We start from the raw sequence: 16,021 nt of genomic DNA, 5'->3' as shown, positions 1-16,021 counted from the left end.
ATCAGCAGAGGACTGACCGCCACGAGCAAGGAAAAACCGGTCAGTCAGCGGGGGAAGTGACGTACAGCGGTATTCCTACTGACAGTAAGTTACACCATTGTTACGCCCCGGACGGGGGCGTCGTCGTCCCGGAATGCGGTCGGCGGGCGCGGGAGTCAGACGACGGCGCCGTTGTCCGGGTCGTCGTCGTTCTCGTCGCCGGGGCGCAGGCGCCAGATCAGCGTGACGAAGCCGGCCAGGATGCCGGTGAACCCGAACAGGATGACCGCCGAGCGGTCCACCGGGAGCAGCGACGGGAAGAGGAAGAGCACGAACCCGACGACCACCGCGAGCGCGCCGACCACCGCGTACTTGGAGATCCGGGGCAGTGGCGGGGGTGGCGGCGGGTGGTAACCCTCGTCCTCGTCGTCGTCGGGTAGGTCGGCGCCGAAGGTGTCCAGACCGTCCAGCAGCGAGGGCTCGTCACCGCGGGTGCCCCGGCCGACCGAGATCCCGGAGAAGTCGGTGGCCGACGGCAGCCGGCGGACGTCGGTGGCGGTCGGCCCGGCCTCGTCGGCGCCGGAGCGGGCGAGCGGACCAGCCGTCGGCTCGTCCCGGGTTTCCCGGTCGTCGCGTTCGTCCACGTCCTCCGCTGCCGGCCACGGGCGCTCGTCGGCGGTCGAGGTGGCGTGGAAGCCGGCCACGATCCGGGCCCACTCGGCGTCGATGTCCGGCTCGTCGCGGGCCGGCGGCTGCTCCGGGGCGCTCTCGTCGGCGAGCTGGGTGAGGTAGTCGCGGGCCGTGGTCAGATGCGAGCGGTCGACGTAGAGCCGGTCGACCGGGCGGGCCGGAACCGTGGTGGTGCGGGTGACGGGGTTGAGGTCGGCGGAGGGTTGCAGGTAGGCGGCGATGCCGCCAGCGGCCAGCACGTCGAGCAGGTGCTCGCCGACGCGCGGATCGACGTCGCCGACGACGGCGTACTCGCTCGCGTCGAGCCCGTTGTCCCGCCGTCCCCGGCGGGCCCCACCCGCTGACACCCGGACATCCTCCTCAACGCGCCTTCCGACGCGGCCACCCTGCCCCCTCGACGCCCGTACGCACGCCGTGCTCTGAATCGTGACACGTCGGAGGCCGGTTCCGGGAGTGCGTTGTGTCGCGTCTTCCAAAGTCACGGCTGCTGTCGCAGGTCGCGGCGGGCCACCTATGTCCGTTCTTGCGCGACACGTGCGATCTCGGTGATCGTTGACGGCGGCGACTCCACGCCGGGGACGGAGGGGGCATACGTGACCGCTGAGGAGTACGAGGAGCCGGACGTCCCGCCGAGGTTCCAGACGTTCGCCGACCGTCACCATCTCGAATACCGGCAGACACCGCCCGGGATCGCGCTCTACCTGGGTCTGGGCTCGACCCTGCTGGGGTTGCTGTTCAGCACGGCACCGAAGATCCCCGACGACCGGATCCTCGGCTACCTGATGCTGGGCGGCGGCGGCATGCTTCTCGTGGCCTCCCGGGTGCTGCACCGGCGCATGCGCAGGCGCGAAGAGGAGCTGTACCGCGAGTTCCTACGGTGGAAGAGCGAGCGGGGCGAATAGGGGTGGGTATGGATCCGGCGCTGGCGGTGACACGCTGGCTGGCCGGTCCCGTCGCGAAGTTCCTCGACGCCGACGGTAAGACGCCCGAGGAGCGCCGCGCCGAGGTGATCGAGGAAGCGGGCCTGGCGGGTGAGGAGATCGAGGACGTCGCCCTGCGGCACATCGCCCGGGGTGCGGCCTGGTCCATCCTGTTCGGGATGGTGTTCGCCGCCGGCGTGCTGGTCCTCGTCCCGGTGTCCGCGTTCGCCGGCGAGCGGACGAAGGATCTGGTCTTCGACATCGTCGGCTGGGTGATCTTCTTCCCGTTCTGGATGGCGGCGGTGCACGGGGTGCGGATGTTGGTGAGCTGTTACCTGCCGGAGCGCTGGTGGGATCCGGGCAACCGTCTGTGGCGGGTGGCGCTGCTGGCCCAGACACCGGAGTACATCCTCGGCGTGCTGGCGACCGCGGCCGGCGCGCGGTGGTGGTGAGCGTCCGTCCGTTGTGGTCCGAGCGCCCGCTTCGTAGGCTCGTCGGCGACGACGGCGCTCCCGGGTTCCGGCGCGGTCGCGGGCCCACCACGGAAAGGACACCGGTGCTCTACTGGCTGCTGAAGTACGTTCTCCTCGGTCCGCTGCTCAAGCTGATCTTCCGCCCGCAGGTGGAGGGCCTCGCTTCTGGCGCGATCGCACCCACGACTGAGCGGTGAAGCCCTGGAACACGTTCTGCGGGGTGCTGGACAAGTGGACCAGAGGCATGTCGCGAACCTCATGCAGGCAGACGTCCTACAGGCGGAGCTGGCAATGGTGAACTCGGGCGACTCGGGGCGAAGTCTGTCGGTGTTGGGGCTCATGCTCCTTTTCACCGTGATCCTGTTGCCCGGCATCGTGAGCGAGGGAGGTTGGCGTGCCTGGATCGCGGTGCCCTCCAGCGTCGGACTCGTCGTTGTCTTCCTGCGTGAACTCGCTGCTGTGATCCAACGACGACGGCATCGTCCTAAACCGGAGCGGCCGGACGCCTGACGGCGGACCGTGCTCAGCGGATGTCGGATTTGGTCGTGAGGCCGGGCACGTGTCTGGCCTCAGGACTAGGTCCGTCGTTTGCGGTGGCCAGCGTGGCTTCGCCGGGTGCCTTCCCGCCCTGCGGAATCTGACTGCGTCACGAACCGGGCCTGTCGAGTCCGGCACGGGCGGACCTTGATCGAGGCCCCGAGCACCTGACGAGATCGAAGCGGTCGTTCGTCCGTTGTGGGTAGAGCTGAGGCTTCGTAGGCTCGTCAGCGACGGCGGCGCTCCCGGGCATGGTGTTGTCGCGGGCACACCACGGAAAGGACACCGGTGCTCTACTGGCTGTTGAAATACGTGCTCCTCGGTCCGCTGCTCAAGCTGATCTTCCGCCCGCAGGTGGAGGGCCTGCGCAATGTGCCGGCGACCGGCCCGGTGATCCTGGCGAGCAACCACCTCTCCTTCTTCGACTCGATCTTCATCCCGTTGATCGTTGCGCGGAGGGTCACCTTCGTGGCCAAGGCGGAGTACTTCACCGGCAAGGGGATCAAGGGCTGGTTCATGAAGATGTTCTTCGTCGGCACCGGGACCATCCCGGTGGACCGCTCCGGCGGTCAGGCCGCCCGCGCCGCCCTGGACACCCAGTTGCGGGTGCTGCGCGCTCAAGGAGTGGCCGGCATCTACCCGGAGGGCACCCGCTCCCCGGACGGGCGGCTCTACCGGGGCAAGACCGGTGTGGCGCGGCTGGCCCTGGAGAGCGGCGCGGTGGTGGTGCCGGTGGCGATGCTCAACGCCGACGAACTCCAGCCGCCCGGCAGGCTCCTCCCACGGGTCGGCCAGGTGCGGGTCCGCTTCGGCGCGCCCCTGAACTTCTCCCGCTACGCGGGGTTGGCCGGCGACCGGTTCGTCGAGCGCGCGGTCACCGACGAGGTCATGTACGAGTTGATGGAGCTCTCCGGCCGGGAGTACGTCGACATCTACGCGCAGAAACTCAAGACGCCAGTCGCCGCCTGAGTCGGGTCAGCGGCTGAGGCTCCCTAGCCGCCGAGCCGGGTGAGCCTGCTCAACACGCGACCGCCGGCCCGGTCGGGCTGATCGGCCGGCCGGCCAGCGCCAGCAGGCCCGGGGCGTCGTTGCGCAGCGCGAAGGTGCGGACCTCGGCTCGCGGCTCCCGGGCGCCCGCCGGGTCGCCGGCGCGGGTCAGCTCCGCCGCCGCCAGCGCCAACGCCAGCACCCGGTCGCTGACGTCCGGGATCCGCCCGTACGTCTCGGCGGCGGCCAGGTGCAGCTCGGCCGCCCGCCGGTGGTCGCCGTCGGCCGCCGCCACCGCCGCCGTCACCGTCCGCAGCGCCGCCTCCGACCACGGCGTGCGATGCCCGACCCGGTCCAGCATCGCCCGGACCCGCACGGCGGTGTCCCGCCCGGCCAGGGCGGCGGCGTACGCGGCGGCGGCGATCCACTCCCCGCTGGCCAGCGCCGGCACCGCCGACCAGGACCGGTCCAGCTCGTCGATCAGCTCCGCCGCCTCGGCGTCGCGGCCCTGCAGTGCCCGGCACAGCGCCGCCATGCTCAGCATCGTCCACCGCAGGCGGTGGAAGCCGCTGCGCCGCGCGGTGGTCAGCGCGTCGGCCAGGTCGGCCGGATCCTCGTCGTCGCGGAGCACCAGCAGACAGCAGCGCAACCCCCGTACCTGCATGTCCCAGCTGCCGGTCGGCGTGTCCACGAACGCCTCCGCCGCGGCGAGCAACCGGCCGAAGTCACCCTCGAACCAGGCCCGCATCGCCTCCGCCGAATAGCTGGTGGTCAGCGTCTGGCCGCTGGCCGTACGCGCCGGCGCGGCCGAGAGCAGGGCGTTCGAGCGCAGCCAGTCGCCCTCCTCGCGGATGGCCCAGGCCAGGTTCTGGGTGGCCCGGGGCAGCGCGAGCAGCTGACCGGCGCGGCCGAACTCGACGATCGCGTGCAGCTCGTCCAGGCCGACCCGGTCACCGGCCTGGTAGCGGGCGGTGGCCGCGGTGATCCGCGCGTTGGTGCGCGTCTCGGTCAGGCCCAGCCGCTCCGCGATCTCCGCCGCGGTGTCCGCCGCCGACACGGCCGGGTCGCGCTCGTAGTTGAGCATGTGCAGGCGGCCCAGCTCGGCGTACGCGTCGGCCTTCTGCGGGCTGTCCGGCAACGGCTCGAACAACTGGACCGCGCGATCCAGGCAGGCCAGCGCGTCGCCCCGGTCGGCGCGCAACCAGGCGGCCTGACCGAGCAGCGTCCACGCCCGTGCGGCGCACGCGTCGTCGCCGTGCGCCGACAGCCGGTCCGCCAGCGCGTGCACCTGCTCCGGTCCGCCGCCGGAGAGGAACGCGTTGCCGTCGCGGTAGAACGAGATCTCCGTGCTGAGCAGTTCCAGTTGGAGCCGCCCCACCGGGTCGCTGTCGTCGGCCAGGCCCAGCGCCCGACCCGCGTGGCTCGCCGCCGCGTCCAGCCCGTGCAGGGCGTACGCCCGGCGGGCCGCCCGGTGCAGCGCCTGCCGCGCCGGCCCCGCGTACCGGCGGACCTGCATACCGAGCGAGCGGGCGATCTCGTGGGCCGCCCAGCGGTGGTGGGCGAGCACCTCCGCCAGGTCGGTGTCGCGGCTGTGCGACAGCGCGTCGAGCCAGTCCGCGGCCCGCTCGTGCCGGGCCACCCGCTCGGTGCGCGGCAGCCGCTGGTAGCAGACGTCGCGCACCAGCACGTGCCGGAACCGGAACTCCGCCTGCCCCGCCATCGTTGACGCGGCCTGCTCGTGCACGAAGTCGCGCTGCTCCAGCCGGCGCAGCGCACGCTCGACCGACTCGACCGGCTGCCCCAGCGCGGCGGCCACCGCGCCCGGCCAGAACTGCACCCCGACCACCGAGGCCGCCAGCAGCACCGAGCGGTCCTTGGCGTCCAGCAGGTCCACCCGGTTGGCGATCACCGCGTGCACGCTCTCCGGCATGGTCAGTTCGAGCTGCTTGTCCAGCGACCAGCCCCGCCCGGACTGGCGCAGCGCGCCCTGTTCGATGAGCATCCGGACGTACTCGTGCGCGTAGAGCGGATTGCCGCCGGCCACCTCGATGAGCGGGGTCAGCATGTCGGCGGAGAACGCCGCCTGGCCGAACAGGTGCGCGTACAGGGCGGCGATGCCGGTGTCGCGCAGCGGCGGCAGGGTGATGGTCACCGAGCCGGTGATGGTCCCGGCCCAGCTCGGGTCCCGGTCGACCAGTTCCGGGCGGGCGGTGCAGAGCAGCAGCAGCGGCGCCTCGCGGGCCGCCGCCCCGAGCAGTTCCACGAAGCGCAGCATCGCGTCGTCGGCCCAGTGCAGGTCCTCGAAGACCAGCACGGTGGGGCGGCGGGCGGCCAACGCCAGCAGGAACCGTCGCCACGACGACTCGGCCTCCTCCGCCGGCAGCGGCGTGCCGGGCAGCCCGACCAGCGGGCGCAGGGCGTCCACCACCCGGTCCCGCTCGCCCGGACCGATCAGCTCGCTCACGGCGGCGGCCAGCCGCTGCGCCGCGCTGGCGGCCGGGTCGGTGTCCAGGATGCCGGCCTCGGTCTTGACGATGTCGGCCAGCGCGGCGAACGTGACGTTCTCCCCGAACGGCGGGCAGCGCCCCGTCCGCCACGTCAGCGGCTCGTCGACCAGCCGGCCCGTGTGCCGGTACAGCTCGCGCAGCAGCCGGCTCTTGCCGATGCCGGCCCGGCCGAAAATCGTCACCACCTGCGGCAGCCGGTCGCGCAGCGACCGGTGCAGCGCGTTGACCAGCATGCCCAGCTCGTGCTCGCGGTCGACCAGCGGCGTGGTGTCCGGCTCCCGGTCGGTCGGCAGGCGACGCAGCGGCGACAGCGCGAGCCACACCTCGGTCGGCGACGACCGGCCGCGCAGGGTGACCGGGGGCTGCTCCTCGTAGCGGATCGTGTCCCTGGTCAGCGCGTGCGTGGTGCCGCACACCAGCACCCCGCCCGGTGGTGCGACCGACTGCATCCGGGAGGCGGTGTTCACCACGTCGCCGGCCACGATCGCCTGCCCGCCGTCGCGGGCGGCCGCCACGTCGACAAGGGCCTCCCCGGTGGCCACCCCCACCCGGAACCGCATCTCGGTGCTGCCGGTCGGCGCGAACCGGGTGAGCACCCGTTGCAGCTCCAGCCCGGCCCGGACGCAGCGCAGCGCGTCGGTCTCGGTGGCGATCGGGGCGCCGAACAGTGCCATCACCGCGTCGCCGATGTACTTCTCCACCACCCCGCCGTACTGGCCGACGACCCGGCGGGCCGCGGAGAAGAAGCCGGTCTGCATGCCGCGGACCTGCTCCGGGTCGGCCCGCTCGACGTACGGGGTGAAGTCGATGAGGTCGACGAAGAGCACGCTCACCCGGCGGCGATCCTCCTGCGGCGCGACGGCGACCGGCCGGTCCGCGCCCGGCCGGGGCGACCCGCACGACGTGCAGAACGTGACGTCCGAGGCGAGGGGGCGCAGGCAGTGCGGGCAGACGGCACCGAGCTCGGCACCGCAGCCACCGCAGAAGCGGTCACCGTCGGCGGCCGTGCGTCCACAGCGCCCACACTGCGCGGCGATGACACACCCTCCATGGCGATCCGGGCCGACGCCCCCCGTCGTCCCGTCACAGGGAGTATCACCGCCCGCGCGGCTGTCAGGTACCGGCCTGTTGGCTTGTGGACAGTCCACCAAGGGTCCGACGGACTACATTCAGTCCGCCACATCTTCGATCAGCGACCAGAGGGGGACAGGTCAATGGTGTACGTCAAGCTGGAGAGCGACTGGACCGACGGCAACGGGGTCAACCACTCCGCGGGCGAGTCGGTGGACGTCGACGCCGCCACGCTCGCCACGCTCCAGGCCGAGGGCATCGTCAGCGAGCAGTCCCACGGCCCGGGCGGCGACGGCAAGGGCCCGGACAAGTGGGCCGGCCCGGGCAGCTCCGGAGTCTGAACCACGCGTCGGTGACGCGACGACACGGCCGGGCCGCCCACGGGTGACCCGGCCGTGTCGTGTCGAGGTGCGCGGCCCGTCGACGCGGCTCAGCGGTCGTTCAGGCCGGTGCGGCGGAGGTGCGGCTCAGCGGTCGTTCATGCCGGCACCGCGGCGGCGCACTCAGCGGTCGTTCATGCCGGCGCGGCGGCGCAGCGCGGCCACGTCGGTGACCACGATCCGGCGCCCCTCGGTCCGCAGCCAGCCCCGGCTGGCGAAGGAGCCGATGGCCTGGTTGACGCTCTGCCGGGAACCGCCGGCCATCTCGGCGAGCTGGCTCTGGTTGAGCTCGATCGTGATCATCGGGGCCTGGCTCTCGCCGGCCAGCCGGACCAGTGTCTTGGCGACCCGGCCGGGCAGGTCGAGGAAGACGTGGTCGGCGTTCTGCTCGGTGAGCCGACGGATCAGGCCGCCCAGCGAGCGCATCACCGCGTCCAGGATGCGCGGGTTGGAGTGCACCAGTTCCATGAACGCGCCCCGGGAGAGCGCGAGCGCCGCGCAGTCCTCGATGGCCTCGGCCGACGCGGACCGGGTGGAGGCGTCGAGCAGGGAGACCTCGCCGAGCACGTCCGGCGGACGGATCACCGACAGCACCGCCCGCTCGCCGGTCGGCGCGGTGCGGAAGACGGCGACCGCGCCGCGGCGCAGCACGATCAGCGACTCGCCCGGGTCGTTCTCCACGAAGAGCAACTGACCCTTGCGGTAGGTGCGCGGGACGGCGGCCGCGATGACGCGCTGGCGCACCTCGGGCTCCAACCCGGCGAACATCTCGACACCCGTGAGCGCGTCACCCGGCTCCGGCAGGCGCATCTCCACGGCCCAACCCCTCCCGGTCATGGACCACACAATCGCTCACCGGGTGAACCTGATGGCCCTGACAAGGTGAACTGACACCGATTCGGCGTCCGGTAGCGGTACACATCAGATCATGACGGTCCGGTCGCTTGCTGTACACCCCTCGAAGCACTTCCGTGACCGTCGCGAGCTGCGGCGTACTCCCTGCGCCGGCTCCCGGTCGCAGGTCGGCGCTGGTCCGCGACGGACCGGCCGTGGGTCGCACCCGGGCCCCGCCGGGCGCCGCCGGCCGGCCGTGGGCGAGGATGGCCGGAATGGTCTACCGCTATTTCTACGACTGCGAGTTCATCGAGGACGGCCGGATCGTCGACCTCGTGTCGATCGGCGTCGTCGACGAGTACGGCCGCGAGTTCTACGCGGTCTCCACCGAGTTCGACGACTCCCGTGCCGTGCCCTGGGTCCGGCGCAACGTGCTGGACCGGCTGCCGTCTCCGGCGGACCGGGCCTGGCGTTCCCGGGAGCGCATCCGTGACGACCTGTACGACTTCCTCATGGAGCCGGTTCGGGACCGGCCGGGGGAGCAGCTGGAGCTGTGGGCCTGGTACGCGGCGTACGACCATGTGGTCCTCGCCCAGCTCTGGGGGGCGATGCCCGCGCTGCCCCGGGAGATCCCCCGGTTCACCAAGGACCTGCGGCAGCTCTGGGACGACCGGGGCCGGCCGACCCTGCCGGACGCGGACGCGGCCCGGCACGACGCCCTGGTCGACGCCCGGCACAACCTGGCCCGCTGGCGGGCGATGACGGCACGCTGACCGGTCGTCGTACCTTTGCAGGTTTGACCGGTTCTGTCCCGGGCAACGGTTCGACCAGTCGAGCCGAGGGAGACTGCCATGAGCAACGATCCGACCAGCGTCGCCGAGGCCCGGACGCGGGTCACCGAGCTGGTCCGCGCCGCACGGATCTGCATGCTCACCACGATCGCGCTGGACGGGCGGCAGGTGAGCCGGCCGATGGGGCTGCAGGAAGCCGAGTTCGACGGCGACCTGTGGTTCTTCGCCTACGCAGACTCCGCCAAGGTGCGCCAGATCCGGGTGAACCCGGAGGTCAACGTCGCCTTCTCGGACCAGAAGCACAACGCCTGGGTGTCGGTCTCGGGCACCGCCAATGAGGGCTTCGACGCCGAGCGCGCCCGGCGGCTGTGGAACCCGGTGCTCAGGACCTGGTTCCCGGACGGGCTGGACACGCCCGGCCTGACCCTGATCAAGGTGCACGCCAGCTCCGCCGAGTACTGGGACTCGCCGAGCAGCACCGTGGTCAATCTGCTCGGGTTCGCGAAGGCCGCCGTCACCGGCCACCCGCCGGCGACCGGCGAGAACCGCGAGGTGACCTACTGACCCGCCGCCCCCGGGGCGCGCTGTCGTCGCGCAGGTAGGCCGACTACAGTTCGCAGTGACGGCCCGCCCCGGGCCGGCAATGGCGCCGATGGTCTGACTTGACACATACCTGGGGCATATCGGGCTTTACCTGATGCTCCAGGAGGATGAGCGGATCATGCGTATCGGCGTGCTCACCGGCGGCGGCGACTGCCCAGGTCTCAACGCGGTCATCCGGGCGGTGGTCCGCAAGGGCGTCGCCACCTACGGTCACGAGTTCGTGGGCTTCCGGGACGGTTGGAAGGGCCCGCTGGAGGGTCTGTCCCGTCCCCTGGGCATCGCGGACGTCCGCGGCATCCTGCCCCGTGGCGGCACCATCCTCGGTTCGTCCCGGACCAACCCGTTCAAGATCGAGAACGGCGTCGAGCGGATCAAGGACAACCTCGCCAGCCAGGGCGTGGACGCGCTGATCGCGATCGGCGGCGAGGACACCCTCGGCGTGGCCACCAAGCTCTACGAGCTGGGCGTGCACGTCGTCGGCGTGCCGAAGACGATCGACAACGACCTCGGCGCCACCGACTACACCTTCGGCTTCGACACCGCGGTCAACATCGCGATGGAGGCCATCGACCGGCTGCACACCACCGCGGAGAGCCACCACCGCACCCTGGTCGTCGAGGTGATGGGCCGGCACGCCGGCTGGATCGCCCTGCACGCCGGCCTGGCCGGCGGCGCCAACGTGATCCTGCTGCCCGAGCGGCAGTTCGACGTCGACCAGGTGGCCGGCTACGTCGAGAAGCGCTTCCAGCACCAGTACGCCCCGATCGTCGTGGTCGCCGAGGGCGCCCAGCCGCTCGACGGTCAGATGGTGCTCGCCAACCAGGAGCTGGACTCGTTCGGCCACGTCCGCCTCGGCGGCATCGGCCAGTGGCTGGCCGAGCAGCTGGAGGCCAAGACCGGCAAGGAGGCCCGCACCGTGGTGCTGGGCCACATCCAGCGCGGTGGCACCCCGACCGCCTTCGACCGGGTGCTCGCCACCCGCCTGGGCCTGCAGGCCATCGACGCGGTCAACGACGGCGACTGGGGCAAGATGGTCGCGATGCAGAGCACCGACATCGTCCGGGTGCCCCTCGCGGAGGCCACCCGCGAGCTGAAGACCGTGCCGCTGGAGCGGTACGCCGAGGCCGAGGTCTTCTTCGGCAGCTGATCGACGGTAGGCGGCGCGGCGGGCCACGGGGCCGGCCGCGCCGCGACCCGACGTTCGGCGGCGTATCGGGCCCACCGCCCGCCACGCCGCGACCCGACGCGAGGGGGTACGGCCGAGATGTCAGCCGAGGTGCACACGGTCGCGGTGATCGGCGCGGGCAAGATCGGTGAGCTGATGCTCTCCGGGCTGCTGCGCTCCGGATGGCCGGTGGAGCGGCTGCTCGCCACCGCCCGCCGACCGGCCCGCGCCGAGGAGTTGACCGCCCGCTACGGCGTCCGGGTGGTCGACAACCTGGCCGCCGTCGACGAGGCGGCCGTGCTCGCGGTCTCGGTCAAGCCACAGGACGCCGCCGCGCTGCTGGACGAGATCGGCCCCAAGGTGCCCGCCGACAAGCTGGTCATCTCGCTCTGCGCCGGCCTGCCCACCAGCTTCTTCAACCGCCGACTGCCCGACGGCACCCCGGTGGTCCGCGTCATGACCAACACCCCGGCGCTGGTCGACCAGGCGATGACGGCCATCTCGGCGGGCGCGTACGCCACCGGGGAACACCTCGCCCTGGCCGAGGAGATGTTCAAGCCCCTCGGCCAGACGATCCGGGTGCCCGAGTCCCAGCAGGACGCGGTCACGGCGCTCTCCGGCTCCGGCCCGGCCTACTTCTACCTGCTGGTCGAAGCCATGATCGACGCCGGGATCCTGCTCGGACTGCCCCGGCAGGTGGCGCACGAGCTGATCGTGCAGACCGCGATCGGCTCCGCCGTGATGCTGCGCGACTCCGGTGAGCACCCGGTCAAGCTGCGCGAGGCGGTCACGTCGCCGGCCGGCACCACCATCTCCGCGATCCGCGAGCTGGAGAAGCACGGCGTACGCGCGGCGCTGCTCGCCGCGCTGGAGGCCGCCCGGGACCGCGCCCGCGAACTGGCCGCCCAGGCCGACTGACTTCCGCCCGTCACCGGAGCGGTGTTTGCTCTTGAGCGCCGTGCCCTGGCGGTGCAGGCTGTCGGTATGCGGCGAGAGTGTCCTTCGATTCTCGATCTGACGTTTGTACGCGGCTCTCGCCGTTTGCCGCGGTCGGAGGAGTCGTGGTAACCGGCAACGGCCACGTCCGTGAAGTACATCGTGTCCCCCGCCGAGACATGACTATCCGGCCGTTCCCTGTCCTGGCCGCGGAGCAGCAGCCGGAGGTTGTCCTGCAACGCCTGCGTGAGTGGGCGGAGGGTCAGGCTGAGGATTGGGTCGCCTGGTACCTGCGTGACAAGGCGATCCGCCGCACAGCTTCCCGCATTCTGCGCGGTTGTGTCATCCTGCTGGGAATCGCCGGAGGTGTCGTACCACTCGTCAGCGCGGCCAGCGCCGGCCGGGGCGCCAGCTGGGGATACGTCCTCCTCGCCATGGCGGGCGGCTGTCTGGCATTCGATCACTTCTTTGGGCTGTCGTCCGCCTGGATGCGGGATATCGCCACCGTGCAGGCGCTTCAGCGGGCACTCACCGAGTTTAGGTTGGACTGGGCAACCGCAGACTTGAGTACCGCACGTGATGACGACGAGGTGGATCTGGCGGTACGACGCCGTGAGAAACTGATCCGCACGCTTGTGCTGCGCACAGCCGAGCTGGTCGAGGCGGAGACTGGCGAGTGGCTCAGCGAGTTTCGTAGCAACATTGGTGATCTGAACCGGCGAAGCGCGTGGTCCCCGTCAGCGACCCAGCCCGGCGCCGGGTTCGCTCATTCGGCGGACCCGGCTGCCCGGCAATTAGACGCCAACTGAGATCGCCGAGATCCTGGGTCAGCCGCGAATGTGTAGTGCCCAGGTAATTCGTGGAAGGCGTCCAACGTGACGTCAGGCCCAAAGCGGGTCAGGTCGTTACTCGTGTTTTCTGCGGCGGTGACGGCTGCGGGGTCCCAGTGGGACAGCGCGACCAGGTCACGCCAGAGCTCGGGGTCGTGGTGGGTGCCATAACGCGCCCACGCTGCGAGCATTCCCGCTCGTTTGGCCATTACGACGTCCTTGCTCAGGTTGTCACCCACATACAGGCAGCGGTTGGGCGGTACGCCGAGTTGCTCGGCGATCCGACGGGCGATGTCGGGGTTGGGCTTGCGCGCTGTCGGCGGAAGTACACGAACCTCGATCGCGGTAGGGGTCGATGGTCGATCGACGCCTAGAGGGTGCGGTGGTCCGATGAACCGAGGCGCGTAGATCGCTTCCAACATCGCTTCCAGCCCGAGCGCGCGTGCTCGGCTGCTGATGTTCACATCCTTGGCCTCCGTGTGGCCCACGATGCGGCAACCTGTCGACTTGATGGCCTGGAGGGTCCGTTCAACGTCCGCGTAGAGGCGAAGGTGGTGTCGTCGGACTTCGTTGAATGCGGCGAAGGCGGGCAGCAGGTACTCGTGTCGTGCCCGCTGGCTCATGCCGGGAAGGTGGCGCTCGACGGCGGTGGTCTCAAGCAGCGCGAACGGGTGCTCCGTGTTGCCGTGTTTGCGGTGTACGGCCTGGAGGTCGCCACGTAGCTCATCCTCGGACACGTCGAGGAGCTTTGCGGCCTCGGACACCATTGCTCGGACCGCAGGCACGAAGTAAGCGACCCAGTCGTACAACGTGTTGTCCATGTCGAGGATGAGAGCGTTCACCCGCGGGCGTCGGGCGGTCATGGAGAGACGACCTGCCAGGGAGCGATCTCCAGCCGGCCGTCTGTGCCAGTGGCCAAGGGTGCCCTCCAGGTCATGAAGCGTTCGAACGCGCCTTCGTGTTGACTCCGGTACATCTCCAACTCCACGACCGGGCCGGCCATCCTGATCAGGTTGAAGAAGTTACGCCGCCCGTCTGACGATTTCGAGCCGCTGCTTCCGCCGCCCACGATGTTGAAGCGCCCCAACTCCCAGCGCTCGTTGCTGTATTCCGGGAGATGGTACGCCTCGGCTCGCCAGACGAACGCGCGATGCTTGTGGCCGTGCACGACGAGATGTACCCCGTCGCGAGCGCCCATGCGCTGGATCCGGGGCGCATCGATGGCGATCCCAAAACCGGTGGCGTATTCATCGGACGACTCCAGGTCCTCGGTCAGCGCGAGATGGTGGTGCAGCGCGAGTACTCGTAGGGCTGAGCCGGGACTCGACCAGGTCAGGGCGCTCGTCACCTCTCGATATGCGGATTCCTGCACACGGCCCATGCCTGCCAGGAACGACTGGCCCTGTTCCAGAGAGCTGGAGTTGACCGCAGCGACATCCACGAGGTTGCCGCCGGGGAAGACGAAGCGGCGGGCCATTGAGAGGTGGGGTGAAGCCGGGTAGCCATAGAGTGCTTTGAAGAAGTTCCGGTAGTTGGCGGTGGCCTCGGATGGCGCCACCTCAACCGGTGCTCCGTAGTCGTAGGAGTCACTGCGGGTCCACGCGATGTCATGGTTGCCGGGAATGACCACGAGATGCTCCATGCCCAGGCCGAGGAGTCCGTTGGTCAACTTGAAGAGGCCGGCTCGAGCCGCGTCGAACTCCTCACGGGCGGCGACGTAGGTGAGATCGCCCGTTACGAGAACCGCTCCGACTGATCGCTGGTGATGAGCGAGCGCGTTCGAAATTGCGTCAACCATGGTGGGGCGTGTCGCCCCGTCCTCGGTTTCCAGCCGCCACTGATGTTCGGGACGGAACCGGCCGGTCGCGTAGTGCGGATCGGTGAGGTGTAGCAGCCACGGCCCCGGACAGGCGATCGGCTCTGCGGACAGCGCGCCGTCCTCACGCTGCGACGCGGTCAGGAACCGTTCACTGGAATCGCCCGGCTGGGCCGACCGGATTTCCCAAATGGTGGTGTCCATCGCGCGCAGCTCGTCGGCGTCCAGAATCCGCTTGCCCACAAGCCGCTCCAACTGGCTCGCGGGGTGGTGCGGCAACGGCGGCGCCGAGGCGAACGAGAATTTCCCAAAGAACTCGATCGGCTCCTCAGCCAAGGCCACCAGCCGCAGCCAGCCCCGACTGTGCCGACTCGATCGGTAGTACGGAGGAACGCCATCCTGCTCGGCGGTGGGCGGACTGAGCGAAACATAGTTACCCAGATCGTCGGCCTGGGGGACGACTACCCGCTCCACGGATGCCGGATGGACGCTGCCCGTACCGGAGTGGAACAGTCCAATCAGCACCCGCTGCCCTGCGCGCGTCTCCTGTTCCAGAGCCCGCCATATCTCCAGCCGGCCAGGTTCGTTGGGCCGCTTCCACCATCCCCACCAGCACCACCCCCGCTCCTGCAGGACGGCACGATGCTCGGGCAGTGTGTCAGCGACCAGATCGCGGTAGCGGAACAAGAACCGAAGAGCTGGGGACGTGGTGGGGGACGAACCATCGCTCATGCCAGTGAGCCTCCGTTGCACCGACGGATTTCCCGAGAATGAAAGGCTGCTCCGCGAGGAGAACTCTGTATACCTGAGCGCAGCGGCAAGTGACACCCCTGTCCACGGCTCCCACACCCGCAGCCCTGCACTTTCCCGTTCAAGTCCCTTATGGAGCTTGTCGGATGTCCGAAGCTAGCCGGTACGGCTGCTGATAGGTGCCCGACGGGAGCTCTGGCAATGGTGGGACGGTGCGTACGCCTGCCAATGCTCGACGAGGGCTGCCGACAGGCATACAGTCTCAAGATCCACTTAAGGGAATTCTGATCTCATGCCTGGGGTGACCAGCGGCGCTATGTGACGGGCATACTGGCGACGTGTTCACACTCGCCCAGGCCCGGCACCTGGTGGCCACCCTGCAGCCGCGTGTCGACGAGCTGATCCGGCTCCGCGCCGACCTCGCCGAGCTGCGCGTCGACCTGGCCGACCACGGCGTCAGCGCGCTCGGCGGGCTGGCCGAGGTGAAGGGGCTGGAGGCCCGGCTGCACGCCGTCGTCGAGGAGCTGCACCAGCACGAGATCCAGGTCAAGGGCATCGCGCCGGTGCTGCTCGACTTTCCCGGCGAGCGGGCCGGCCGTGCGGTGCTCTGGTGCTGGCTGGAGGGCGACTCCGACGTGCGCTGGTACCACCGCGCCGAGTGCGGCTTCGCCGGCCGCCGCCCGGTCTGACGCCGGCCCGCCCGGTCTGACGCCGGCCCCGCCAGGCGATGATCGACTCGGGATCCGGGAATC

Annotated in this window: 15 protein-coding genes and 1 pseudogene; 11 read left to right on the top strand and 5 right to left on the bottom strand. The window is 70.4% G+C overall.

From position 1 onward, the window contains the following. Positions 1-155: 155 nt before the first annotated feature. Positions 156-1,016, bottom strand: coding sequence for a DUF308 domain-containing protein (locus tag ABZU53_RS19130; protein WP_354858213.1), 861 nt, complete (start codon positions 1,014-1,016; stop codon positions 156-158). A gap of 246 nt (positions 1,017-1,262) precedes the next feature. Between ABZU53_RS19130 and ABZU53_RS19125 the strand changes: the two genes are divergently transcribed. The 4 genes from ABZU53_RS19125 to ABZU53_RS19110 all read left to right on the top strand — a co-directional run bounded on the left by ABZU53_RS19125 (position 1,263) and on the right by ABZU53_RS19110 (position 3,568). Further along, a complete protein-coding gene (locus ABZU53_RS19125) occupies positions 1,263-1,571 on the top strand; it encodes a hypothetical protein (protein WP_354858215.1) in 309 nt (102 codons plus the stop codon). 8 nt (positions 1,572-1,579) lie between these two features. After that, complete coding sequence (locus ABZU53_RS19120; RefSeq protein WP_354858217.1) at positions 1,580-2,041, top strand: hypothetical protein; 462 nt, start codon at positions 1,580-1,582, stop codon at positions 2,039-2,041. 252 nt (positions 2,042-2,293) lie between these two features. Further along, positions 2,294-2,572 carry a hypothetical protein gene (locus tag ABZU53_RS19115; RefSeq protein ID WP_354858218.1) on the top strand — a complete coding sequence of 93 codons (279 nt, stop codon included), beginning with the start codon at positions 2,294-2,296 and terminating at the stop codon, positions 2,570-2,572. Between the two features lie 315 nt (positions 2,573-2,887). Beyond that, on the top strand, positions 2,888-3,568 hold the full coding sequence (locus tag ABZU53_RS19110) for a lysophospholipid acyltransferase family protein (RefSeq protein ID WP_354858220.1): 681 nt from the start codon (positions 2,888-2,890) through the stop codon (positions 3,566-3,568). A 49-nt stretch (positions 3,569-3,617) separates the two neighbouring features. Here the strand turns inward: ABZU53_RS19110 and ABZU53_RS19105 are convergent, their stop codons facing one another. Beyond that, positions 3,618-7,241 (bottom strand): adenylate/guanylate cyclase domain-containing protein, encoded by a 3,624-nt coding sequence (locus ABZU53_RS19105; RefSeq protein ID WP_355066898.1) that lies wholly within the window; start codon positions 7,239-7,241, stop codon positions 3,618-3,620. Positions 7,242-7,307: 66 nt separating this feature from the next. Between ABZU53_RS19105 and ABZU53_RS19100 the strand changes: the two genes are divergently transcribed. Next, positions 7,308-7,505, top strand: coding sequence for a hypothetical protein (locus tag ABZU53_RS19100; RefSeq protein WP_354858223.1), 198 nt, complete (start codon positions 7,308-7,310; stop codon positions 7,503-7,505). A 162-nt stretch (positions 7,506-7,667) separates the two neighbouring features. Here the strand turns inward: ABZU53_RS19100 and ABZU53_RS19095 are convergent, their stop codons facing one another. Continuing rightward, positions 7,668-8,360: a Crp/Fnr family transcriptional regulator gene (locus ABZU53_RS19095; protein WP_007463121.1), complete on the bottom strand. Its 693-nt coding sequence runs from the start codon at positions 8,358-8,360 to the stop codon at positions 7,668-7,670. Positions 8,361-8,653: 293 nt separating this feature from the next. Here ABZU53_RS19095 and ABZU53_RS19090 point away from each other — a divergent pair. The 5 genes and pseudogenes from ABZU53_RS19090 to ABZU53_RS19070 all read left to right on the top strand — a co-directional run. After that, positions 8,654-9,175: pseudogene (locus ABZU53_RS19090) on the top strand (polyadenylate-specific 3'-exoribonuclease AS); the annotation flags it as partial. Between the two features lie 54 nt (positions 9,176-9,229). Next, a complete protein-coding gene (locus ABZU53_RS19085; protein ID WP_354858226.1) occupies positions 9,230-9,733 on the top strand; it encodes a pyridoxamine 5'-phosphate oxidase family protein in 504 nt (167 codons plus the stop codon). Positions 9,734-9,890: 157 nt separating this feature from the next. Then, positions 9,891-10,919 (top strand): 6-phosphofructokinase, encoded by a 1,029-nt coding sequence (locus tag ABZU53_RS19080; RefSeq protein WP_354858266.1) that lies wholly within the window; start codon positions 9,891-9,893, stop codon positions 10,917-10,919. A 117-nt stretch (positions 10,920-11,036) separates the two neighbouring features. Then, entirely contained in the window at positions 11,037-11,855 is an 819-nt protein-coding gene (proC, locus tag ABZU53_RS19075; RefSeq protein ID WP_354858227.1) for a pyrroline-5-carboxylate reductase, read from the top strand. Between the two features lie 143 nt (positions 11,856-11,998). Continuing rightward, the gene (locus ABZU53_RS19070; protein ID WP_355066897.1) at positions 11,999-12,682 is read left to right on the top strand and encodes an SLATT domain-containing protein; all 684 of its coding nucleotides are present in this window, start codon (positions 11,999-12,001) and stop codon (positions 12,680-12,682) included. On the opposite strand, the gene ABZU53_RS19065 is transcribed toward ABZU53_RS19070, so the two are convergent. Together ABZU53_RS19065 and ABZU53_RS19060 are read right to left on the bottom strand one after the other, a co-directional pair. Next, positions 12,640-13,566, bottom strand: a complete 927-nt coding sequence (locus ABZU53_RS19065) for an HAD-IA family hydrolase (RefSeq protein ID WP_355066896.1) — start codon at positions 13,564-13,566, stop codon at positions 12,640-12,642. The genes ABZU53_RS19070 and ABZU53_RS19065 overlap by 43 nt on opposite strands. Further along, positions 13,563-15,251: a metallophosphoesterase gene (locus ABZU53_RS19060; RefSeq protein WP_355066895.1), complete on the bottom strand. Its 1,689-nt coding sequence runs from the start codon at positions 15,249-15,251 to the stop codon at positions 13,563-13,565. Before ABZU53_RS19060 ends, ABZU53_RS19065 begins: the two co-directional genes overlap by 4 nt. A gap of 356 nt (positions 15,252-15,607) precedes the next feature. Here ABZU53_RS19060 and ABZU53_RS19055 point away from each other — a divergent pair, with 356 nt between their 5' ends. Then, positions 15,608-15,958, top strand: coding sequence for a DUF2203 domain-containing protein (locus ABZU53_RS19055; protein WP_234586913.1), 351 nt, complete (start codon positions 15,608-15,610; stop codon positions 15,956-15,958). Positions 15,959-16,021: the final 63 nt, after the last annotated feature.

The sequence above is a fragment of the Micromonospora sp. NPDC005194 genome, from assembly GCF_040608335.1.
In the GTDB taxonomy this organism is placed as follows: Bacteria; Actinomycetota; Actinomycetes; order Mycobacteriales; family Micromonosporaceae; genus Micromonospora.
This window is presented reverse-complemented; position numbering and strand designations above follow the sequence as displayed.